20 protein-coding genes and 1 riboswitch are annotated in these 22866 nt (G+C 38.2%); of the genes, 13 read left to right on the plus strand and 7 right to left on the minus strand.

The features are described from left to right. Positions 1-36: 36 nt before the first annotated feature. From gpt to tdeA, 3 genes are all read left to right on the plus strand, one after another. Positions 37-510: a xanthine phosphoribosyltransferase gene (gene gpt / locus V6W77_RS01295; protein WP_025216824.1), complete on the plus strand. Its 474-nt coding sequence runs from the start codon at positions 37-39 to the stop codon at positions 508-510. Between the two features lie 62 nt (positions 511-572). Further along, the gene (gene gmk / locus V6W77_RS01300; protein WP_025236515.1) at positions 573-1196 is read left to right on the plus strand and encodes a guanylate kinase; all 624 of its coding nucleotides are present in this window, start codon (positions 573-575) and stop codon (positions 1194-1196) included. 111 nt (positions 1197-1307) lie between these two features. Continuing rightward, positions 1308-2705 (plus strand): toxin/drug exporter TdeA, encoded by a 1398-nt coding sequence (gene tdeA / locus V6W77_RS01305; protein WP_025236514.1) that lies wholly within the window; start codon positions 1308-1310, stop codon positions 2703-2705. A 77-nt stretch (positions 2706-2782) separates the two neighbouring features. Here tdeA and V6W77_RS01310 read toward each other — a convergent pair whose 3' ends face one another. Continuing rightward, complete coding sequence (locus tag V6W77_RS01310; RefSeq protein WP_025236513.1) at positions 2783-3766, minus strand: amidohydrolase family protein; 984 nt, start codon at positions 3764-3766, stop codon at positions 2783-2785. Between the two features lie 269 nt (positions 3767-4035). Beyond that, positions 4036-4179: riboswitch (TPP riboswitch) on the plus strand. Positions 4180-4221: 42 nt separating this feature from the next. On the opposite strand from V6W77_RS01310, the gene thiB reads away from it, so the two are divergent. The 4 genes from thiB (at position 4222) to folK (ending at position 7966) form a co-directional block, all read left to right on the plus strand. Then, a complete protein-coding gene (thiB, locus tag V6W77_RS01315; RefSeq protein WP_334253550.1) occupies positions 4222-5175 on the plus strand; it encodes a thiamine ABC transporter substrate binding subunit in 954 nt (317 codons plus the stop codon). A 235-nt stretch (positions 5176-5410) separates the two neighbouring features. Then, entirely contained in the window at positions 5411-5860 is a 450-nt protein-coding gene (gene dksA / locus V6W77_RS01320) for an RNA polymerase-binding protein DksA (protein WP_283386268.1), read from the plus strand. Between the two features lie 53 nt (positions 5861-5913). After that, positions 5914-7440, plus strand: coding sequence for a polynucleotide adenylyltransferase PcnB (pcnB, locus tag V6W77_RS01325; protein ID WP_334253606.1), 1527 nt, complete (start codon positions 5914-5916; stop codon positions 7438-7440). A gap of 52 nt (positions 7441-7492) precedes the next feature. Then, positions 7493-7966, plus strand: coding sequence for a 2-amino-4-hydroxy-6-hydroxymethyldihydropteridine diphosphokinase (folK, locus tag V6W77_RS01330; protein ID WP_334253551.1), 474 nt, complete (start codon positions 7493-7495; stop codon positions 7964-7966). Here the strand turns inward: folK and V6W77_RS01335 are convergent. From V6W77_RS01335 to V6W77_RS01345, 3 genes are read right to left on the minus strand one after another with little or no spacing between them, the layout of a single operon-like run. After that, positions 7963-8157: a YnbE family lipoprotein gene (locus tag V6W77_RS01335; protein ID WP_334253552.1), complete on the minus strand. Its 195-nt coding sequence runs from the start codon at positions 8155-8157 to the stop codon at positions 7963-7965. The two genes, folK and V6W77_RS01335, sit on opposite strands and share 4 nt — an antisense overlap. A 16-nt stretch (positions 8158-8173) precedes the next feature. Continuing rightward, a complete protein-coding gene (locus V6W77_RS01340) occupies positions 8174-10882 on the minus strand; it encodes a YdbH family protein (protein WP_334253553.1) in 2709 nt (902 codons plus the stop codon). A 4-nt stretch (positions 10883-10886) separates the two neighbouring features. Continuing rightward, positions 10887-11702: a hypothetical protein gene (locus V6W77_RS01345; RefSeq protein WP_334253554.1), complete on the minus strand. Its 816-nt coding sequence runs from the start codon at positions 11700-11702 to the stop codon at positions 10887-10889. A 91-nt stretch (positions 11703-11793) separates the two neighbouring features. On the opposite strand from V6W77_RS01345, the gene gloA reads away from it, so the two are divergent. The 4 genes from gloA to V6W77_RS01365 all read left to right on the plus strand — a co-directional run bounded on the left by gloA (position 11794) and on the right by V6W77_RS01365 (position 18039). Then, positions 11794-12201, plus strand: a complete 408-nt coding sequence (gloA, locus tag V6W77_RS01350; RefSeq protein WP_025236505.1) for a lactoylglutathione lyase — start codon at positions 11794-11796, stop codon at positions 12199-12201. A gap of 82 nt (positions 12202-12283) precedes the next feature. Then, positions 12284-12973, plus strand: coding sequence for a ribonuclease T (gene rnt / locus V6W77_RS01355; RefSeq protein WP_334253555.1), 690 nt, complete (start codon positions 12284-12286; stop codon positions 12971-12973). 409 nt (positions 12974-13382) lie between these two features. Next, entirely contained in the window at positions 13383-15143 is a 1761-nt protein-coding gene (locus V6W77_RS01360; protein ID WP_334253556.1) for a transferrin-binding protein-like solute binding protein, read from the plus strand. A 91-nt stretch (positions 15144-15234) separates the two neighbouring features. Then, positions 15235-18039 (plus strand): lactoferrin/transferrin family TonB-dependent receptor, encoded by a 2805-nt coding sequence (locus tag V6W77_RS01365; RefSeq protein ID WP_334253607.1) that lies wholly within the window; start codon positions 15235-15237, stop codon positions 18037-18039. Between the two features lie 99 nt (positions 18040-18138). On the opposite strand, the gene fis is transcribed toward V6W77_RS01365, so the two are convergent. The 3 genes from fis to sixA form a co-directional block, all read right to left on the minus strand. Beyond that, positions 18139-18435, minus strand: coding sequence for a DNA-binding transcriptional regulator Fis (fis, locus tag V6W77_RS01370; RefSeq protein WP_006247967.1), 297 nt, complete (start codon positions 18433-18435; stop codon positions 18139-18141). Positions 18436-18465: 30 nt separating this feature from the next. Further along, positions 18466-19428, minus strand: a complete 963-nt coding sequence (dusB, locus tag V6W77_RS01375) for a tRNA dihydrouridine synthase DusB (protein WP_025236500.1) — start codon at positions 19426-19428, stop codon at positions 18466-18468. A gap of 219 nt (positions 19429-19647) precedes the next feature. Beyond that, the gene (sixA, locus tag V6W77_RS01380) at positions 19648-20136 is read right to left on the minus strand and encodes a phosphohistidine phosphatase SixA (protein WP_334253557.1); all 489 of its coding nucleotides are present in this window, start codon (positions 20134-20136) and stop codon (positions 19648-19650) included. Positions 20137-20262: 126 nt separating this feature from the next. Here sixA and pyk point away from each other — a divergent pair, with 126 nt between their 5' ends. Together pyk and V6W77_RS01390 are read left to right on the plus strand one after the other, a co-directional pair. After that, positions 20263-21702, plus strand: coding sequence for a pyruvate kinase (pyk, locus tag V6W77_RS01385; protein ID WP_334253558.1), 1440 nt, complete (start codon positions 20263-20265; stop codon positions 21700-21702). A 97-nt stretch (positions 21703-21799) separates the two neighbouring features. Continuing rightward, a complete protein-coding gene (locus V6W77_RS01390) occupies positions 21800-22837 on the plus strand; it encodes a glycosyltransferase family 9 protein (RefSeq protein WP_334253559.1) in 1038 nt (345 codons plus the stop codon). Positions 22838-22866 lie beyond the last annotated feature (29 nt).

A 22866-nucleotide genomic window follows, 5' to 3' on the forward strand; every position in this document is an offset into this window, starting at 1 on the left:
TCGGGGTGAGCCCCAATTTTATATTAGGTTGTTTCTATGAGCGAAAAATACACAAACGAAAAATATGTGGTAACGTGGGATATGTTCCATATGCACGCCCGTAAGTTGGCAGAAAATTTATTACCCGCTTCTCAGTGGAAAGGGATTATTGCAGTGAGCCGTGGCGGTTTATTCCCTGCAGCTGTTTTAGCACGTGAGTTGGGTATTCGCCACGTAGAAACAGTGTGTATCGCAAGCTACGATCACGATAATCAAGGTGAATTAAAAGTATTACACGCAGCTGAAACTGACGGCGAAGGTTTTATTGTAGTAGATGATTTGGTGGATACCGGCAATACCGCAAAAGAAATTCGCAGAATGTACCCGAAAGCACGTTTTGTAACCGTATTTGCTAAACCACAAGGTGCTCCATTAGTTGATGATTATATCATCGACATTCCACAAGAAACCTGGATTGAGCAGCCTTGGGATTTAGGTATTACCTTTGTTCCGCCTTTGGCTCGTAAGTAATTTTGTGTAATGGACAATGAAAATTGTCCATTATTTTTATCTGTTTTAAATTGATTAAGAAAATGAGTTTAGGTCATCTTTATATTATTTCAGCACCCAGTGGTGCAGGTAAATCGTCGTTAATTAACGCATTATTAGCTGATTTGCCACGTTCTGAAGTCCAACTTTCTGTTTCTCACACAACCCGTAATCCACGTCCCGCTGAACAAGATGGCGTGCATTATTACTTTACCAACCACGAAGAATTTAAGCGTTTAATTGAGCAAGAGCATTTTTTGGAATGGGCGGAAGTGTTCGGTAATTACTATGGCACATCGCTACCAATGATTGAACGTAGCCTTGAGCAAGGGATTGATGTGTTCCTTGATATTGACTGGCAAGGGGCAAGACAAATTCGGGAAAAAGTGGCAAATGTGAAAACGATCTTTATTCTACCACCTTCAAAAGCTGAACTCGAAAAACGCTTAATCGGGCGAGGGCAAGACTCAGCAGAAACCATTGCAAAACGTATGGCAGAAGCCGTTTCTGAAATGAGCCATTATGATGAGTTTGATTACGTGATTATTAATGATAACTTTGAACAAGCTCTTTCTGAGCTAAAAGCAATTCTAGTGGCAGAGCGTGTCAGTTTAAATAGTCAGAAAATTCGTCATACCAATCTGATTAGTGAACTATTACATAACTAAATGAACAAGCGTTCATTTTAGCTGGAAAGAAACGTAGTTTTTGGGTAGAATACGCCGGTTTTCTACCCAAATTTTTTTACAAAATTATTTTATCCCAAATAAGGACATAGAATGAAACTCTCAAAATTAGCCTTTTCTGTGGTGTTAGCCTTAACGGTAACGGCTTGTACCACCGGAAATATGAGCAATGATGGTTCTTTGCAAAAAGCACAAGAAACTTATCAAAGTTATGATGAAATCACTAAGCAATATCAAATTAATGAGCAATGGTGGCAAGGTTATAGTGATGCGGAATTAAACCGTGTTGTTGATTTAGCCGTTAAAAACAATCTTGATTTAGCAAAAAGTGGGATTGCAGTAAATAAAGCTCTTTATAATGCGAACTTAGTGGGGGCAAATCTAGTTCCAACCTTTAGTGGTTCAGGTTCTGCTTCAGCCGCAAAAGGATTGGGTTCGGCTTCTTCTAATAATATTTCAACCGGTGTTTCAACTACAGCGGCTCAAGCAGCATTCAATTTAAGTTATACCATTGATTTATGGCAGCGTTTAGCTGACACCGCGAGTGCGGCAGAATGGGTTCATAAAGCGACAGTTGAAGATTTAAAAGCAACTCGCTTATCTATTATTAACTCTGTAGTAACTACTTATTATCAATTAGCTTATTACCGTGATGCTATTCGTATTACCGAAGAAAGCATTAAAAACTATGAGCAAATCAGCCGTATTTTAACGAATAAGATGAATGCAGGTGCAATTGACCGTTTAGCGGTAGATCAAGCACAGCAAGCAGTTTTAACTGCTCGCAACAAGGTGATTGAATTACGCACAATGCAAAAAACGGCTGAGCAGACGTTACGTAATTTGCTAAATGTTCACCCAAATACACCGCTTAATATCCGCTATCCAAATATTATGAACGTGAAATTGCAAGGTGTGGATTTAAATGTGCCGGTTTCAGCGATTGCAAATCGCCCTGATGTAGTGGGTTCATTACAACGTTTACAAAGTGCCTTTAAATCTTTAACGGCGACAGAGAAAAGTTGGTTCCCAACTTTAACTATTGGCGGTTCTATTACAGGTAATGCTACAAATGTGGGGAATATTGCAGATAACCCGGTTGGTAATGCGTTAATTAAACTGGATTTACCATTCTTAGATTGGAATCGTGTAAAAAATAATGTAAAAATCTCAGAAGCGGATTATGTAACGGCTCGTTTAAATTATGAGCAAAAAATTACTTCGGCGTTAAATGAAATTGACCGTTATTATTATGGCTATACGCAATCAAGAAGCTCGTTAAAAGTGCTACAAGATGCATATAATCAAGATAAACGCATCAGTACATACTACAAAAATCGTTATGAACAAGGTGTTTCAGAATTCCGTGAATGGATAGCAGCAATGAACACCGAGCGTAATTCCCAACTTGCCATTTTAAATGCCAAGTACACCATCTTAGCGAATGAAAATGCGGTGTACCAAGCAATGGCAGGTAAATATAGAAGATAAGCAAGTACAGTAGAACTAAAAAAGAGTTAATATGCCAATATTAACTCTTTTTTATTTTGAATAAATAAAGCTGTGAATTATAAACCCAACACTTTTCGTCCATTAATACTGGCGATATTTGCCATCTCTTCTAAGTTTGTGAAACGGCAACCTGCAGAAAGTAGGCTTAACTCTTGCCACATATCGCCTTCACACAGTGGCACCATATAGTCGCAGATGTTATCTGTCCCCACCGCCACTGTGATGCCTTCAGGAATTAATTCATCCGCAGGCGTTAAAGCGTTGTGGAACGGCTGGAGGTCTTCTTTACGACCACTATCAATCCACGCCATCGGGCAGGCAATCACCATCATTTGGCTATCACGCATTTTTTGATACAACATTTTACGATAATCTTTTGGGTGAGCCCCAATTGAGATACCGTGAATAGCGACAACTCGTCCTTGCATTCCGTGTTCTACTGATTTATCGCACAGTTGCTCGGTTTCTTTTTCTTTTGGTGAGTTAAATTGATCGACGTGAACGTGCAACATTTTACCTTGTGATTTGGCAGTTTCCATTAAAATATCCATTGCTTCCAAGCCTTTGCCATAATCTAATTCATCACGGTAAGGCAAGCCACCGATGATATCCACCATTTCAGAGCCAATATCAAACCACTTTTTCGCCGTTGGCTCAATCACTCCTTTTAAGGTTTGGTTAGCAAATTTTAAGATAATATCGTTTTTATACACTTCACGGGCTTTGTGAGCGGCAATAATGGCTCTGTCTTCACATACCTGATCGATATCTACAAAAGTACCGAATGCAGTAACCCCTTGTGAAATCATCAATTCAATCGCTTGAGAGAAGCGACGGTAGTAATCTTCTACGCTTGAATTACGTTTTACTTCATCTACCAAGTCCCATTTTTGTTGTAGATTCGCATTTTGATAAACAGTGATTTTCTCGGGTGTCATTGTAAATGCACGATCTGCGTGAGCGTGAGCATTTACCCAGCCGCCTTTTTTAATGATTTCATCACGAATATGACCTTTTAGGGTACGAATCAATTGGCTCATCTATGCTATTCCTTTCAATATTGTCAATGTAGATTAAGTATCATAAAAAAATCGCCTTTAAGAGCGATTTTTAATGTTTAGAAATGAATAAAAAAACAGCCACGCCTCGTGAAACGATGCGTAGCTGCGTAGAATTTGGAGTCATTATTAAAGTAGGATAATTCATTTCTAGTTCCTTGTTTGAACTAGGTGGGTAGTATAATGATTTTTTTGCTAAATAGCAAACGTTTGCGAATATTGAAATTCAGCAACAAACTTTTTACAATAAAGCGTTCTCATTGGGGTGCAACAAGCGGTTTAATTTGCTTAAAAATTTGCAAATTTTCTCTAAAATCCGACCGCTTGTGGCTGAGAAATACCCATAGAACCTGATCTGATTAATATCAGCGTAGGGATTTGAGATAGCAAACTTGCCTCTTAAATCCTTCTATCAACGTAATTTAGAAGGACTTTTTATGAAACTGATTTTATCTTCATTGGCACTACTTACCGCCACCGCTTTTGCCAACCAACCAACACTTACCGTTTACACTTATAGTTCGTTTGCCTCTGAATATGGTCCGGCTGCAAAATTAGAGCAAAATTTTGAGAAAGAGTGTAACTGTGATTTAAAATTTATGCCGTTTGATAATGGTGTAACAATGTTCAACCGTGTGCGTTTAGAAGGTGAAAAAACCAAAGCCGATGTGGTGTTAGGCATTGATAATTTCTTGCAAACTGAAGCTGAAAATTCAGGTTTGTTTACGGAATTTGAGGCAAAAACCAAATTAGAGATGAAAGATAAAATTTTCTTTCCGTATGATACAGGCTCTTATGCCTTTATTTACGATAAAGAAAAGTTGAAAAATCCGCCGAAAAGTTTGAAAGAGCTGGTTGAACGCCAAGACTTAAAGATTATCTACCAAGATCCAAGAACCAGTAGCGTTGGACGTGGTTTCTTAATGTGGCTAAATCAAGTGTATGGTGATGAAGCTCCAACGGCTTGGAAAACATTGGCAAAACATACCGTAACGGTCGGTAAAGGCTGGTCTGAAACTTATGGAGCTTTCTTAAAAGGGGAATCGGATTTAGTATTAAGTTATACTACATCGCCTTTATATCATAAATGGCACGAAAACACCGATAAATATGTGGCAGCTCCATTTGAGGAAGGGCATTTAGTTCAAGTAGAAAATGCGGCAATTGTAAAAACGACTAAACAAAGAGCGTTAGCAAATCAATTTTTAGCATTTTTGCATAAGCCGGAGTCGCAACATATTATTTCTTACCATAATGTAATGAATCCTGTTTTAGCGGAAGGTGTTGATCCTGCTTTTGCAGAAATGCCAACCTACAACACATTAGAATTTACTCCGCCCTCTAATGAAACGATTCAAAAATGGCTCGCCGATTGGTCAAAAAGCTGGTAAGAAATAAACAGAATGATAGCCGAACGTAAATTCGGCTATAATTTTGAGCAAATAAATCAATAGAAATGCAAAATTTTTGCAAATTTATTTGTTAGTCATTCGATTTTGTGTTATTTATAGCCGCCATTACTAAAAACCCGAAGATGTTGATTTTTTCGTATAATGTAGTTACAAGGAAGTTAGGTTGTATTCGGGATATAATTTTAACAATAAAATTCCAAACAAGGAGTAATCTATGACTGAAGCGGCTAAAACCACCTCTCTTGGTTTATTAGCATTAGCAGGTGTTGAGCCTTATGAGCCGGCAAAAGATGAAGAGTATATGAATGAAGCTCAACGTGAGCATTTCAAAAAAATTCTGAAAGCGTGGCACGGTCAAATTATGGAAGAAGCAGAACGCACAAAAAGCCAGCTTCAAGAAGATATGACGAACTTCGCTGACCCTAACGATCGTGCAAGTCAAGAAGAAGAGTTTAGTTTAGAACTTCGTAATCGTGATCGTGAACGTAAATTGTTGAAAAAAATTGAGCAAACGTTACATAAAATTCAAGAAGATGATTACGGTTTTTGTGAAACCTGTGGTGTTGAGATCGGCATCAAACGCTTAGAAGCTCGCCCAACTGCAGATTTATGTATAGATTGCAAAACATTAGCTGAAATTCGTGAGAAGCAGCTAGGTTTATAATCAAGTTACATAATGCCTCTTTTAAAGAGGCATTTACTATTTAGAGGTGTACTATTTTTAATTATATTAAGTCATTATTTTCCAAACCCAAAAAGCAAGAGAAGGAAAATAAGCCAGAAGTTGAACCGAGAGCGGAGAAAACAACTAAATCCGGTCGCTCTAAACGTTCAGCTCCTAAATTAACAGAACAAAAAAGCCATAAAAAAGGCAGTAAAGGTCATCAAACAGATGTGCCTTCTCATCTCCTACATAAAAAATTCACGGTAAGTGCAGCTCAATATGGGATTAGTCCGAAGGATTTCCCTAAAAATGCTCTTTCGATTGTAGATAAATTACATCTTGCCGGGTTTGAAGCCTATATTGTTGGTGGTTGTATTCGTGATCTATTACTTGAAAAAAAACCAAAAGATTTTGATATTGCCACCAATGCTCGCCCGGAAGAAATTCAACGTATTTTCGGCAGACAATGCCGCTTGATTGGTCGTCGTTTCCGCTTAGCTCACATTGTTTACGGGCGTGAAATTTTTGAGGTGGCAACCTTCCGAGCAGGGCACGCTTCCCATAGCAATGACAAAATCTCGAAAGTAAGCGATGAAGGAATGCTATTGCGTGATAATGTATACGGCACATTAAGAGACGATGCCGAACGCCGTGATTTTACCGTCAATGCGTTATATTACGATACTAAGCGTAACTTGATTTTTGATTTCTTCAACGGTATTGAGGATTTACGAGCAGGCAAATTATCGCTCATCGGCGAGCCTGCAATCCGCTACCAAGAAGACCCTGTGCGTATGATCAGAGCCATTCGTTTTATGGCGAAGCTGGATATGTTCCTTGATAAAGCAACAGAAGCTCCAATTCGTGATATGGCGGTGCTTTTAACGAATATCCCGGCGGCTCGTTTGTTTGATGAATCGCTCAAATTATTACAAACAGGAGCAGGGCTAAAAACCTATCAATTATTACGTGAATACGATTTGTGGCAATTCTTGTTCCCTGTATTAACGCCGTTTTTCACCCCAAAAGGGGATTCAAATGCTGAGCGTATGATTAATAAAGCATTAGCCTCAACAGATGAACGCATTGCGGATCAATTGCCTGTTAATCCAGCTTTCTTATTTGCTGCACTGCTTTGGTATCCATTGCGTGAAAAAATGGAACAGCTTAAAAATGAAGGTGGTTTCAACAGCCACGATGCAATGATGTTAGCGGCAAATGACATCTTGGCAGATAGCTGCAAAGCTATCGCCTTGCACCGTCGCCATACTTCGGTTATTCGTGATATTTGGGCATTGCAATTCCAAATGATGAAACGTAGTGGCAACCGCCCGCAACAAACGCTGGAACATATCAAATTCCGTGCAGGCTTCGACTTGTTAGTGATGCGTGCGGAGATTGAAGGCGGCGATTTAGTTGAACTGGCTGCTTGGTGGCACGAATACCAATTCAGCAATGAGGGGCAACGTGGTGAGTTGTTAAAATCGGTTCGTCATTTGCCTAATGTTCAGCCTGAAGCGAAGAAAAAACGCCGCCGTAGAACGTTTAAGAAAAAAACGAAAACATCTAAAACTGAATAATGTTGTAGGGGCGAAAAATCTTTCGCTCCTACTTTTTTAGGAAAGGAAAATTATGCAAACTGTCTACATCGCCTTAGGCTCAAACCTTGATAATCCGCTTGAGCAGATTAAACAAGCGGTCGAAAAATTGAAAAAATTTGCAATTCATTTTGAGGTTAGCCCATTTTATGGCTCAAAACCTGTTGGACCGCAAGATCAGCCTGATTATGTGAATGCCGTAGCGAAATTTGAAACCGAATTATCGCCAACTGAATTGCTAGATAAGTTACAAAGCATTGAAAATGAACAGGGCAGAGTGCGTTTACGCCGTTGGGGCGAGCGGACGTTGGATTTGGATATTATTTTATACGGCAATGAGCAAATTCAAACCGAGCGTTTGAACGTGCCACATATTGAGATGAAAAATCGTGAATTCGTGATTGTGCCGATGTTTGATTTAAGCCCGAATTTGGTATTACCAACAGGGGAAAAATTAGCCGATATTTATCAACAATTTAAAGATCACCAAATGGGAATCTTTAACTAATTTTTTGTTTTATTTTCACTTTTCATGATCACCGCACGGGATTTTTCGTCCATCTTCACATCAATGCGGTGATCTACCACTACATTCATATTAATGGTTATCCCATCAGCAGGCGTTTCGAGCTGCACTTTGGGTGTACAAGCGGTCAAATTTAGCAAAAAAATTGCAAAACAAAATGAGGCTGTTTTCATTTTTCTTCCGTTATTTTTATTCATCATCTAATTTTTGGTAGAGATAATTTTCTAGCTTTTGCTCAAATTGTGAGCTGTAGTTAATTAATTTCCACAAATCAAACATATTTTCTCGGTGATTATAGTTTAAATTCACTTTGGATTGATCTTGGTTAGACGATAATTTTAATTTTCCGTCCAACACTAAATCGCCTTTTGAGCCGACATTAATCAGACTGCGAAAATCATTAATCGTGCTTTTATCCACTAAATGTAACAAAATTTGCTCGGTGTAACCACTTTTCTTCATTTCTGAAAGCAATTCAGGGGTAAAGGTTAAATAAGAGGTTTCCGCTTGTGTAAGTAAGCCATCGCAGATGTAGCAAGGTTTGCCGCTTAGCCAAAATGGCAAAGTAGCGTTGGCTTTGCCTTTCAGATCGATTTGTTGATATTGCATAAATTGCAAAATTTTCTCAAAATCTAACCGCTCTAAATTCAGATAAGCAATTTCGGTTTGCGGTAAGGCGAAGCGTTTTACATTGAGTTTGCCGCCAAATAAATTAAAGGATAATTGATTTAAATTCAATGGCTTAGATTTAGTGTAAGGGTAGTAACCATTAATTTTCATTGAGGCATTATCAAGGGCTAACTCGCCGAGTTTGATTTGTGCGACTTTGACATCAATCGGTTTTTTTACGCCGAAATGAAAGCGTCCATCTTGATAGCGGTAAGGTAGAGCAAATTCAATGCCTTTTGCCTCGCCATCGGGTAAGGATAATCCTCCGTTGCGAATGGTTAAATGCCCGCCTGCAATTAAACCTTTTTCTGCACTGGCGGTAAATGCCGTTTCGCCACGAATTGCGCCGTTATTAATTATCCATTGGCTACGGAATGGAAAAAGAGGTTGAAAGCCTTGTGCAGACTGCTCTAGCCAATAGAGTTTACCGATAATTTGGCTGGCATCTGCGGTTAATTGGCGGCGAGCAAATAATCTAAGCGGACCAAGTTCGGTGGTATTTACTGTACCTTTGAAATTAAGATTTTCTAACTCACCGCTAAAAGCAAGTTTTGCTTGTGGTTTTGGTAGCAGCCCACCGTAATCAAACTTAATTTCAGGTGATTTGAGCTGAATAGCTCCGTCAAGCGTGAATTTTTTGATATTAAATTGTATTGTTTGGGCGTTGGTTAGCTCTGTTTTGGAAATAGTTGTGCCATCAAGCCTCACAGAGGATAAATCGCCCTTTAGTTCGTTAAGCTGCACCGTATTTTTATGCCATTGCCCTCTGCCGCTTAAATTTACTTTACTGTTAAAAGCGTTAAGATTGGAGTTTCCCCAAATTCGCCACTTCCAGCTGTCTTTAACGGCTTTTGGGTCTTTCGGATCTTGGAAAAAATCTAACGCTCCTGCTTTAAAATTTTGAGCTTGTCCATCTAAATGGAATTCAATATTTTTAAAGTCAGGACTTTGTCCTCGAAGAATGGCGTGTAATCGCCCGTGAATACCTTGTTTATCTATTTTGATCCCGGCAAGCGGAAAACGTAAATCTTCAATCGTTAAATAACGCTCTTTCCCTGTCAAACGAAGCAGGGAAGTGGGTAAAAACTTCAAGGTTAAATCATCGTAATTACCCTGAAAATCCAGCGGAATACTGCTGTATAAAATAAAGTTACCGTGCTTAATATTACCCGTCAGACGCAGTGGTAAATTTAGCCCTTGTTCGGTAATTTCACCCTCTGAATTGGAGATAACAATATTGCCTTTTCCCCAACTGTTTTGAGAAAGTAAGCTGATACGAATAGCCGTTTTGAGAGGTAAAAATGGCTTGTTGGTAAAAGATTGTGGAGTAAATTTTGCTGTAACAAAGCCGTGAAGCGGAAAACGTTCGGTTAAGCTCCAGTCAAAACGCCCTTGTTTGATTTCTAGGCTTTTGCCGTCAAACAGAAAAGGAAAATTGAGCTTATCATTTTCACTACTAAGGCTTGCCTGCCAGTTTCCTTCAAATTGTTGTTGGGCGTTTTTCTGCCAATTCAAGGTTGAATGCCCGTTTTGTAAGGCTTTGGTTGTAATGATTTCATCGGGCAGCTGCCAGTAATATTCTGCTGAAAGAGTGTGTGGAAGTGTAAGAAAATTATCTTCAATTTCAGCAGAAAGTGTAAGCTTATGTTGCTCTTGTTTGCTCGGTTGGTAAGTTAAATCGGCATTCAATTTCCCATTTGTAAAAAATGCGGAAAAATCGACCGCTTGTTGAGCTAATGTAGCCTTGATTTCCGCATTGAACAGAGAAATTTTCAAGGCGGTTTGTTGTTCTAACAAGTGGATAATTCTTGGGTTAAAATTCTCTGGGAGATTTTTCCAATTAAGAGAGTGGATAGTTGCTTCGCCATCAGGAATCACCGCCAGTAATGCTTTTAGCGAAGTGTTGGAATTATTTTCCGATTTGGGAAAGAGTGATAAGCAGTAGTAGTCAATGTCTAATTTTTCAACAAATAGGTGGTTTTGCTTAATCCAAGTGAGATCTGTTTTATCTGCACTAATCAGCGGGCAATCTCGATAAGAAAGTTGAAATTGTGAAACTGATGAACCTTGCCAATTCAGGTGTAACCCTTGTGGGATTTTCACTTTCCACTCTTTCGGTAAAATCCAGTTAATGGGAGTAGCAAGTTGAGTATTAGGCACACATAAAAAGGCAATCACCGCAATGAATATTGCGGTAAGTATGCCGAAAATGCGTAATACCCATTTCATAAAATCAGGCTACATTGGCGAATGGATATAAGATCGCAAGGGTTGTAGCGACACTCCAAGCGGTCGGATTTTTGATATTTTTTCCAAGTAGTAACCACGCCAGCATCAGTAAAATCACAAATTGTGCAGCGAAATAAAGAATGAATGAGAGCAATGGCATTTCCGGCATAATTTGCAAATGTTGATATAACACAAATGCTGACCAGCAGTAGTTAAGTATCAAGACAATCAAGGCGGATTTTACCAATAATTTCAAGAAAACCTCTAAACGGCTTTTTGCCAACATTAAATACCAGCCGGCGAGTAAAATACCAAGCAGCACTTGAGCAAAATTATTGGCACGAATGCCGTTAAATAGTGAAGGTAGCTCAATCCAATAAATCGCCAAATATTGGATAATGCCAATTGCCACAATACCAAAGCCACAATATATCAAAGTGTTGTAGAGCATTTCATCTTCCGGCAAACGAAAATAGATCAAGCAAGATAAAATGGCAGCAAAACTGGCAATTGCCATTGGGTTATATTTAGGTGTGAAAGCAATCGAATAAATAAAATTTCCAACCGCAAAAATCAGTAAAAAAGGCAGAATAAAGGTTAAGCGGCTGGTTTGTCCACGACAAATCTCACCTTTCCATAATACTAAAATGGCGATGAAAGAGGTAACAAAAAACGCCAATAAATAAGGGGAGATGAAAATAGCATTATCCGGAGAGGCGTAAAAATTAAGTGCCATTTCAATAAATAGCATTAACACCATCGGCAGGGCTGCGTGTGTGGCAATTTCAAGTTTTGATGGGCTGTCGTGATCGTGAGCCATAAATAATCCTAAAAAATTGAAAGAAAATGATTTTAAGCTCAAATTATGCCATAATACGCAAGATTTTTTAACTTCAAGGGGGAAAGAAAATATGCGAATTTTACACACAATGTTACGCGTTGGAGATTTAGAGCGTTCAATCAAATTCTATACCGAAGTGTTAGGTATGCGTTTGTTACGCAGAAGTGAGAACGAGCAATACAAGTACTCTTTAGCCTTCTTAGGCTATGCTGACGAAAGCGAAAGTGCAGTTATTGAGCTGACTTACAACTGGGGTGTGGATAGCTACGAGCTAGGTACTGCTTATGGTCATATTGCATTAGGTGTTGATGATATTTATCAAACGATTGAAGATGTGCGTGCGGCAGGTGGTAAAATTACCCGTGAGCCGGGTCCTGTATTAGGTGGCACAACGGTTATTGCCTTTGCGGAAGATCCGGATGGTTACAAAATCGAATTTATTGAAAACAAAAACGCACAAGCCGCATTAGGAAACTAATTCCTTTTATCTATTCACAAGCGGTCGGATTTGTAAAAAATTTTGCAAATCAGACCGCTTGTATTTTTAAGTTGAAATAAAAATGGAAAATATAACTGAATCTACCACTCAATCGACTACACCACCAACCGATTATAATCTATTAAAAAATCGCTTTCGTGGCTATTTGCCTGTTGTGATTGATGTTGAAACGGCAGGGCTAAATGCTCAAACCGATGCGTTATTAGAACTGGCGGCAATTACTGTGAAAATGGACGAAAACGGCTATTTAGTTGAAGATCAAAAATGCCATTTTCATATCAAACCGTTTGAAGGGGCAAATATCAACCCCGAATCTCTTAAATTTAACGGCATTGATATTGATAACCCCCTGCGTGGTGCGGTGGCAGAGAATATTGCGATCCCTGAAATGTTTAAAATGGTGCGTAGGGCGATGAAAGAACAAGGTTGCCAGCGTGCGATTATTGTGGCTCATAATGCCACATTCGATCAGAGTTTTTTACAAGCAGCAATCAAGCGGATTAACGCTAAACGTGATCCATTCCACCCTTTTGCAATGTTTGATACCGCAACACTTGCTGGTTTTATGTATGGGCAAACCGTGTTAGTTAAAGCCTGCCAAGCTGCCCAAATTAACTTTGACGGACACCAAGCCCACTGTGCATTATATGACACCGAAAAAACTACAGAGTTATTTTGTGCAATGGTGAATCGCCTTAAAGATTTAGGTGGGTTTCCGCTGTTGCAAGTTGATGAGGATACAAGCAAATAACACGTTTTGCATAAAAACAATAGAACGGATAAATTTCTTGCAAATTTTTACGGAAAATTAACCGCTTGTAGAGCATAAAAAAGCTGGGTAATAATCTGCCCTAAAGTTGGACTAAACAACCAACTGATTAAGGGGCAGGTTTTTATGACCAAATACAATCCATCTTTCAAACAGCAACTCATCGACTTTTGACTTCAAATCGCTTAATACAACTATAGCGGTTTGTCAGCTGCTAAAAATCAATTATTTGTACTCAAAGCGTTAGCCTTATCTCCAGCCTCACCTACTTAACTAAAAAGCATTAAAGTACTACAAAATAAGTCCAAGTCTTTACATTAGTTTATATAACAAATAAAATGATAATGATTATTATTTTATTTGTTTTTATTTTATTTTTAAAGGAGACGCTATGTTTAAACTTAAAAGCGGTTTTGTACTGCTTAATGCGGCACTACTTACTGCTTGCTCAGCAAATGGTGGAAGCTTTGATGTTCAATCATCCAAAGCTGAATCTCATACGCCAAATGTACCTCAAAAACCAAGTTTACAAGATGATAATAGCAATGCAAGACGTACAGTAAATAGTACTGAAGCGGAAGCCCTATTGAAACCGGGATTTGGTTTTTCAGCCAAAATTCCGCGTCGTAATTTACAACCTTTTGCGAAAGGGGGAGAAGAAGTCGCTCCTATTGGTGATATAACGGAGATTACTGGAGATATAACCAAAATTCCGTATGAAGAAGAGGTAAAAGCGTACGGTAGTAGTGATGACGGATTTAGCCATACTCATGATGGTAATCACAAACTACATACTAGAGATTTTAATTTTGTCCGTTCTGGTTATGTATTGCACTCTGGGGCAAAACCTGAAAGGGAGGCTAAAGATATTTTTAGAATAGGTGCACATGGGTATGTTTACTATTTAGGTACTGAGCCTGCAAAAGCAATGCCAGCCCAAAAAGCTACTTATAATGGATATTGGGATTTTACTACTGATGCAAGAAAAGGGAAAGATAACAAGTATTTTAATAATTCAGCAGCAGGTATAAACATTGGCGCTACGCCGGAAAATAGGCACGATGTTAATGTTGATGACTCTACGAAACCAATGGGACATACGGGCGAATTTACTGCCGATTTTACTAATAAAACTTTAACTGGAACATTGGTAAGTAATGGTTATGTTAGTCGTACTACAGAGCAAGAAATTACACCAATGTACTACATAGATGCAAAAATTAAAGGCAATCGCTTTGCAGGTAAAGCAAATGCAAAAAATCCCGATGATCCTTATTTTGGTAAAAGTTCTACTACGCTTGAAGGGGGATTTTTTGGCGGAGAGGCTCAAGAACTCGCCGGTAAATTCTTAGCGGATGATAAGTCAATATTTGTTGTTTTTGCAGGCAAACGAGATGCAAAAGAAAATGATAGCGAAAGCACCTTTGATGCTCTCAAAATTAACTTGAAAGACTTGAGTAAAACTGAAATGGATACTTTCGGGAATGCGACACATTTGATTATTAATAATCAGCAAATTCCTCTTATCGCAGAAGGTAAAAATAGCTTTTCCGAAATGAAATTTGATGATGTGGTTACCCGTACTATAAATGGTAAAACGTATCGAATTTCAGTTTGTTGTAATAATTTAGACTATGTCAAATTTGGGACTTACAATGTAGAAAACGATAATGATAGTGCTCATCAATATTTGGTGGGTGAACGTACAGCTGTGATGGATTTACCAAGCGGAATGGTGCAATATCGCGGAACTTGGAATGGGATAATTCATAGCAAATCCGGTCCGGTAGGAGCTGAGTCACCAAGTAATAGTGAAAGTGGTACTCGCTCACTCTTTGATGTAGATTTTGCCAATAAAAAAATCAATGGCAAATTGATTGCTAATGATGGCGTTGAAGAACGTCCAATGCTAACACTTGAAGGTGAAGTGAAGGCTAATGGTTTTGCAGGGACTGCCAAAACGAGTGATTCTGGTTTTAATCTTGATCCGAAAAGTACCAATGGTGGCACGGTAGTACATATCAATACCCAATTTGAAGGAGGTTTTTATGGTCCTAAAGCAACTGAATTAGGTGGTATTGTACATAGTGCAGAAACGGATAAAGATAAAGTCAGTATTATGTTTGGCGGTAAACGTCAAATAGAAAAATAATCATAATTTCTTCGCTCGTTTCACTTAAGCAAGCGGGTTATTTTTTATAAAAATTTGCAAAATTAAATAAAGGAGATCCTACTTAATGATAATGAAATATCATCATTTTCGCTATTCAACCATTGCGTCAGCGGTGTTGTTTGCACTTTCCCATTCATATAGTGCGGCGACTGAAAATGAAAAAATGACAGAAAATAGTGATGTGGCTGTTTTAGACGAAGTTATTGTAACAGAAAGTCGTTACGCTCACGAACGTCAAAACGAGGTAACCGGCTTAGGAAAAGTTGTTAAAAATTATAGTGAGATGAGTAAAAATCAAATTCTTGGGATTCGTGATCTAACTCGCTATGATCCCGGGATTTCGGTTGTTGAACAAGGTAGAGGGGCTAGTAGTGGTTATGCTATTCGAGGAGTAGATAAAAACCGAGTTGCTATGTTAGTTGATGGTCTACCACAAGCACAGCATTATAATACTCTCGGCTCAAGTGCTAATGGTGGGGCGATAAATGAAATCGAATATGAGAATATTCGCTCAATTGAATTAAGCAAAGGGGCAAGCTCTGCTGAATATGGCTCTGGTGCTCTCGGTGGAGCAATTAGTTTCCGCAGTAAAGATGCTCAGGATGTAATTAAAGATGGGCAACAGTGGGGATTAGATACTAAGACCGCTTATACCAGCAAAAATAGCCATTTTTTACAATCTATTGCCGCTGCGGGAGAAGCCAACGGATTTGAAGCCCTTGTAATTGCGACCCATCGTAACGGTAAAGAGACTAAAGTTCACTCTGAAGCCAATAAACTACATCATAATATTCAACGTATCACCGGTTTTGAAAATCGCTATGATCTTTACCCCGGATCTGCACAAAATGCTCCTGGAGGATCATTTTTTATCGTAGAGGATGCTTGTCCAACATTGGATTGCACCCCACGAGCAACCGTTAAATTGAATCGTGATAATTTCCCGCTTAGAAAAGTACCGGAATATACTTCCGAAGAACGTAAACAGATTGAGCAAATTCCTTATCGTACAGAGCAGTTATCTGCTAAAGAATATACAGGTAAAGAGCGTATTGCCCCAAATCCTTTGGATTATAAGAGCAATTCTGTTTTCGTGAAGTTAGGTTATCATTTTAACTCTTCTCATTATCTTGGTGCGGTTTTAGAAGATACGAAGCAGCGTTATGATATACGTGATATGCAAACGCCGGCTTACTACACAAAAGATGATGTTAATATCAAGCTAGATAATCTATGGAGTAAGAACCCTGTTTATGAAGGTAATAATATTTTAGATGGCTTAGTATTTGATAGAAGTATCCCTTATGGGCTGCGTTATAGCCGTGTAAAATTCTTTGATGAACATCATCATAAACGTCGTTTAGGTTTCAATTATCAATATAAGCCGGAAAATAATCGTTGGCTGGATAGTTTTAAACTCATTGCTGATAAACAAAATATTGAGTTATATAGCCGTATGCACCGCTTGCATTGTAGCGATTATCCGAACGTTGATAAAAATTGCCGCCCTAGCTTGGATAAAGCTTGGTCTATGTATCAAACTGAACGCAATAATTATCAAGAAAAACACCGCTTGATCCGCTTAGAATTTGATAAAGCATTTACTGCTGGGCAAGGAATATTTAAACAGACTCATAAGATGAATTTTAGCCTTGGCTTTGATCGTTTTAATTCTCTAATGAACCACGGTGATATGTATGCCCAATACACCAAAGGCGGCTATATTAATATTCGCGGCAGAGGACGATTAGATGATCCTTATATCTATCGACGCCTTCCACGTAGTATTGAAACTGTATCATTATGTGATAATAAACAGGGTGGTATTTTAAACTGCGAACCTCGTAAAATTAAAGGAGACAGCCGTTTTGTCAGCTTCCGTGATTTAATAACTAGCGAGTATGTTGATCTTGGCTTAGGGGTACGTTTTGATCAACATCGATTTAAATCTGATGATCTATGGACACTTAGTCGAACTTATCGAAATTGGTCTTGGAATGGTGGTATTACGCTCAAACCAAGCGATTTTATCGCACTTTCATACCGTATTTCCAATGGATTTAGAGTACCGGCTTTCTACGAACTTTATGGTAAACGAACTCATATTGGCTTGATTGATAATGAATATGTGCAAAATGAGCAACGCAACCACCGCTTAGAGCCGGAAAAATCAATGAATCATGAAATGGGGGTAAGTTTTAAAGGGCAATTTGGTTATATTGATGTGAGCTATTTCCGAAATAATTATCGGAATATGATCGCAACGGCTTGTAAAAAACTCACACATAAGAAATCCGAATGTTTCTATAACTACCATAATATTCAAGATGTGGTTTTAAATGGAGTGAATTTAATCGCTAAATTCGATCTACACGGTATTCTCTCACTAATTCCTGATGGATTTTATTCTTCGGTAGCGTATAACCGTGTCAAAGTAAAAGATCGGAAACTCACCGACCAAAGATTGACCAGTGTAAATGATCCGATATTAGATGCGATTCAACCTGCTCGCTATGTGTTTGGGTTTGGCTATGATCATCCCGAAGAAAAATGGGGAATTGGAATTACAACTACTTACTCTAGAGCTAAAAAAGCAGAGGAGGTTTCAGGAACACGACACCACGGTATACATCGTGTTGATTTGGGCGGTAAGCTCACCAATTCTTGGTATACGCATGATATTACGGGCTATCTCAACTATAAAAACTATACTTTACGTGGTGGTATTTATAACGTAACTAATCGTAAATATTCCACTTGGGAGTCTGTACGTCAATCTAGTGTGAATGCAGTCAATCAAGACCAAGGTAGCAATTATACCCGATTTGCTGCTCCCGGACGAAATTTCAGTTTAGCATTTGAAATGAAGTTCTAGGCACTTAAATAAAATAGAAAAAACGCTGAATGGTATGTTCAGCGTTTTTATTTTGCCTAATTAATATACGAATTAAATCGTTTTTTATGGTAGTTCAGATTAACCCATACCGTATTTTTTTAATTTTTTGCGTAATGTACCACGGTTGATACCTAACATTGTTGCTGCACGGGTTTGGTTACCACGAGTGTATTGCATCACCATATCTAACATCGGGTGTTCGATTTCAGATAATACTAATTCGTATAATTCTGTTGGATCTTCACCATTTAATTGAGATAAATAGTTTTTTAATGCTGCTTTAACGTTATCACGAAGAGGTTTATTAACCTGTTGTGCTTGTGCATTTAACATTGTTACTGTTAATGGGTTTTGTGTAGGTTGTTGTTCTAACATTTTTTTCTATCCAACTTTATTATTAAGATTCTAACGAATCGATTTAACAAAATCTTCTAATGCGTTTAATTGCTCTTTGGTTGAGCTTAACGTATTAAAAGTGCGTTTAAAATTTGATTCCGGTTGTAACTGTTCCACATACCAACCAACGTGTTTACGAGCAATTCGATAGCCTTTTTCTTCCCCATAAAAGTGGTGTAAGTCTTCAATATGCTTAAACATCAGTTGATATTTTTCATTTTCGGGTAATGTGGAATATTGCCCGGTTTCAAAAAAATCGTTGATTTCCTTAAATAGCCAAGGATTACCAAAACTTCCTCGCCCAATCATTACTGCATCAGCATTGGTGTAATCTAAAACAGATTTCGCTTTTTCAGCCGAAATAATATCGCCATTAGCAATAATGGGGATTGATACAGCTTGTTTAACGGCTTTGATGCTTTCATATTCCGCCTCGCCATTGAATAAACAACTGCGAGTGCGTCCGTGAATAGTAAGGGCTTTAATGCCGGCTTGTTCTGCAATTTTGGCTATTGTCAGACAATTTCTATTTTCAAGATCCCAGCCTGTTCTAATTTTTAGCGTAACAGGCACATCAACGGCATTAACCACAGCATCTAATATTTGAGCGACTAATTCAGGTTCACGCAGCAGAGCAGAGCCTGCCATTTTTTTGTTTACCTTTTTAGCGGGGCAACCCATATTAATATCAATAATATCGGCACCATACTCAACATTCACTTTTGCGGCTTCTGCCATCTCTATTGGATCTGAACCTGCAATTTGTACAGCATTAATGCCGATTTCTTCGTGATGAGCTAAACGCAATCTCGATTTTTCGGTATGCCATACATCAGGATTTGTGGACATCATTTCTGAAAACGTCAAACCTGCACCAAGTTGGCTACATAATCGGCGAAACGGCTGGTCGGTAATACCTGCCATCGGTGCAAGGAAAATACGGTTTTTAATTTCATATTGTCCTATTTGCATTTTTAACCTTTTATTAACAAATTTGAAGTAATTTTAACCAGAGGGATATCCAAATAAAAAGTACGGCAAATACCGTACTTCTTTATTAATCATTTAGTTATCAGTTTTACTGATTTAGGGGGCGTATAATACGCACTTTTTAATCATTTTGGAAGTCTATAAATTAGACAATTTGCAAAAATAGTGAAAATATTTTTATTGACAATATAAAAAATAGGACTAAACGTGTTTTATTTCGGCAACTTCGCCGTTGTTTCCAACCCAATGAATTTCAGTAATGGTGGAAGTTGGAAATTGTACATTACCTTGATTATTCGTTAAACGTTGGCTTAAATCGAACACCAGAGGTAAATGAGAAATCAGTAGAATATTTTTTGCCCCTTCTTCTCTTAGAAAATGGAGATAGTCTTCAACCACATAAGGATTACCATCAGGCGTAATTTCTTCCCATTCTTCAGTAAGATTTGCAAAATTTTGTGAAAAATTGACCGCTTGCATACCTGTAATGAGATTTTCAAGGGTTTGTTTAGCACGGAGGTAAGGGCTAACCAGAATTTTGTCTAGTTTAATTTGCTTGTTGTTTAAATATTCTCCAAGCCATTTGCCTTGTGAGATAACGTTTTTTATACCATTGTCGGTTAAACTACGAGCGGCATCGTTTGGGGCATTAAAACCTGCTTCTCCGTGTCGCATAATCCAAATATTCATAACATTCTCCTTAACTTGTATTTAAACTCTTGTCATTTAGGCGTATAATGACCCTCGTTTAACGCATAATCAAGTGCTTAGAAAGATTTTAACTTATATTTTTTAAATTTATTACGGAGTCAAATAATGTCTAGAAAACTCAGAAGAACCAAGATCGTTTGTACAATGGGACCAGCAACGGATCGTGGCAATACATTAGAAAAAATTATTGCGGCAGGTGCGAATATGGTTCGTATGAACTTCTCTCACGGTATTCCTGAAGATCATATCGAGCGTGCGAATAAAGTGCGTGAAATTGCCTCAAGATTAGGTCGCCACGTGGCTATTTTAGGCGATTTACAAGGTCCTAAAATTCGTGTTTCGACTTTTAAAGATGGCAAAATTTTCTTAAACATTGGCGACAAATTTACCTTAGATGCAGATTTACCGCGTGGCGAAGGTCATCAATATGCAGTAGGTTTAGACTATAAAAATCTACCAAACGATGTAGTACCGGGCGATATTCTGTTATTAGATGATGGTAATGTACAACTTAAAGTGTTAGAAGTTGAAGGTATGCGTGTTCATACTGAAGTAACCGTTGGTGGTCCTTTATCAAATAATAAAGGGATTAATAAATTAGGCGGTGGTTTATCAGCTCCTGCACTAACTGAAAAAGATAAAGAAGATATTAAATTAGCCGCGAAAATCGGTGTAGATTACTTAGCGGTTTCATTCCCACAATCAAGTGCGGATTTAGAATATGCTCGCCAATTAGCGAAAGAAGCAGGTTTAGATGCAAAAATCGTGGCAAAAGTTGAACGTGCAGAAACTGTTGCAACCGAAGAAGCAATGGACGACATCATTTTAGGTGCAGACGTTGTGATGGTGGCTCGTGGTGATTTAGGGGTTGAAATTGGTGATGCAGCATTAGTTGGTGTACAAAAGCGTTTAATCCGTCGTGCACGTAAATTAAACCGTGTAGTGATTACCGCAACACAAATGATGGAGTCGATGATCAAAAAACCAATGCCTACCCGTGCTGAAGTAATGGACGTTGCTAACGCAGTATTAGATGGTACGGATGCGGTAATGCTTTCAGGCGAAACAGCAAACGGCGATTATCCGGTTGAAACAGTAAAATCAATGGCTGATGTATGCTTAGGTGCAGAAACAATGCCAAGCATCAACATCTCTCGCCACCGTATGGAAGGCACATTTAAATCAATTGAAGAAGCCGTTGCAATGTCTGCAATGTACACAGCAAACCATTTAGAAGGCGTATCTGCAATTATTTCATTAACTCACTCCGGTGAAACAGCAAAATTAACTAGCCGTATCAGCTCAGGCTTACCAATTTATGCAATGTCTCGCAATCAAAAAGCATTAAATCTTTGTGCATTATATCGTGGTGTAACCCCTGTATATTACAATGAAGACAGCCGTACAATGGACGGAGCGAAAAAAGCAATCTCGTTATTAAAAGAGCAAGGTTATTTATTAACCGGCGAATTAGTGCTTTTGACACACGGTGATGAATTAAAAGCAGGCGGCACAAACACTTGCCGTATTTTAAGAGTTGAATAATCTAACCGAGTAGCACCAAAAGCCACATAAAACACTTTATGTGGCTTTTTTTATATCTTAATATAAGCTTACTCAATGTTTAATCCAGTAAATTATGATGTCAAATAAACCTCTCTCAATTTGTATTTTACGCCTCTCCGCTATTGGTGATGTATGCCATACTTTAGCCGTTGTGCAAGCTATTCAGCGGCATTATCCTTCCGCTGAAATTACTTGGATTATCGGTAAAACCGAAGCCGCTTTAATGAAAGATATCCCTAATGTGCAATTAATTCCTTTTGATAAAAAATTAGGGTGGAAAGAAATGTTTACAATATGGAGAAAACTTTCTCACAAGCGGTTTGATTTTTTACTTAATTTGCAAACTGCATTTCGGGCATCAATGCTTTCGCTTGGGATTAAAGCTGATAAAAAAATCGGCTTTAATAAAGATAGAGCAAGAGAAATGCAATGGTTATTTACTAATCAGAAAGTAGAAATAACAAATTCCCCTCACGTTCTTGATGGTCAAATGATGTTTGCGAAAGCGATTGGGGTAACGGATCTATCGGCAAAATGGCATTTACCTGTGAATGATGAAGATTTAGCTTATAGTAAGCAATTCATTGATTTTACAAGGAAAAACATACTAATTGCCCCTTGTTCAAGTAAAAAAGAGAAAGATTGGCTGCCGGAAAGATACGCAGAAATTGCTCACTGGTTAAGTAAGCAAAATATTAATGTATTAATTGCAGGTTCTCCTTCGCAATATGAAATGGAAGCAGCAGCTAACATTCAGCAACTTGCACCGGAAAGTACAAATATTGCGGGCAAAACGTCATTAAAACAACTTGCAGGCATTATCCGTCAGGTTGATTTAGTGATTTCTTCAGATTCAGGTCCAGCTCATATTGCTACTACTCAAAATACACCTGTTATCGGTTTATATGCTATTCATAACCCAAGACGAACAGGACCTTATCAAGATTTAGATAAAGTGGTGTCTGTGTATGATGAAGCGATTTTGCAATCCTACGGTAAATCTTGGCAAGAAATGGCTTGGGCGACTAAAGCCAAAGGTAATAATTGGATGGAGAAAATCAGTGTTGATGCGGTTAAGCAAAAAATAGTTGAAACTTTAAAAATAAAGCTGTAAAGTATTTGTAATTTAAAGTTTACATAAGG

This window comes from Mannheimia indoligenes, from assembly GCF_036880405.1.
Taxonomy (GTDB): Bacteria; Pseudomonadota; Gammaproteobacteria; order Enterobacterales; family Pasteurellaceae; genus Mannheimia; species Mannheimia indoligenes.

Coding starts and splice junctions, on each gene's coding strand:
- V6W77_RS01360 (WP_334253556.1), top strand. CDS start 13,383: ATGTTTAAACTTAAAAGCGGTTTTGTACTGCTTAATGCGGCACTACTT.
- gloA (WP_025236505.1), top strand. CDS start 11,794: ATGCGAATTTTACACACAATGTTACGCGTTGGAGATTTAGAGCGTTCA.
- tdeA (WP_025236514.1), top strand. CDS start 1,308: ATGAAACTCTCAAAATTAGCCTTTTCTGTGGTGTTAGCCTTAACGGTA.
- sixA (WP_334253557.1), bottom strand. CDS start 20,136: ATGAATATTTGGATTATGCGACACGGAGAAGCAGGTTTTAATGCCCCA.
- V6W77_RS01365 (WP_334253607.1), top strand. CDS start 15,235: ATGAAATATCATCATTTTCGCTATTCAACCATTGCGTCAGCGGTGTTG.
- thiB (WP_334253550.1), top strand. CDS start 4,222: ATGAAACTGATTTTATCTTCATTGGCACTACTTACCGCCACCGCTTTT.
- gpt (WP_025216824.1), top strand. CDS start 37: ATGAGCGAAAAATACACAAACGAAAAATATGTGGTAACGTGGGATATG.
- V6W77_RS01390 (WP_334253559.1), top strand. CDS start 21,800: ATGTCAAATAAACCTCTCTCAATTTGTATTTTACGCCTCTCCGCTATT.
- pyk (WP_334253558.1), top strand. CDS start 20,263: ATGTCTAGAAAACTCAGAAGAACCAAGATCGTTTGTACAATGGGACCA.
- dksA (WP_283386268.1), top strand. CDS start 5,411: ATGACTGAAGCGGCTAAAACCACCTCTCTTGGTTTATTAGCATTAGCA.
- fis (WP_006247967.1), bottom strand. CDS start 18,435: ATGTTAGAACAACAACCTACACAAAACCCATTAACAGTAACAATGTTA.
- dusB (WP_025236500.1), bottom strand. CDS start 19,428: ATGCAAATAGGACAATATGAAATTAAAAACCGTATTTTCCTTGCACCG.
- folK (WP_334253551.1), top strand. CDS start 7,493: ATGCAAACTGTCTACATCGCCTTAGGCTCAAACCTTGATAATCCGCTT.
- rnt (WP_334253555.1), top strand. CDS start 12,284: ATGGAAAATATAACTGAATCTACCACTCAATCGACTACACCACCAACC.
- gmk (WP_025236515.1), top strand. CDS start 573: ATGAGTTTAGGTCATCTTTATATTATTTCAGCACCCAGTGGTGCAGGT.
- V6W77_RS01340 (WP_334253553.1), bottom strand. CDS start 10,882: ATGAAATGGGTATTACGCATTTTCGGCATACTTACCGCAATATTCATT.
- V6W77_RS01335 (WP_334253552.1), bottom strand. CDS start 8,157: ATGAAAACAGCCTCATTTTGTTTTGCAATTTTTTTGCTAAATTTGACC.
- V6W77_RS01310 (WP_025236513.1), bottom strand. CDS start 3,766: ATGAGCCAATTGATTCGTACCCTAAAAGGTCATATTCGTGATGAAATC.
- V6W77_RS01345 (WP_334253554.1), bottom strand. CDS start 11,702: ATGGCTCACGATCACGACAGCCCATCAAAACTTGAAATTGCCACACAC.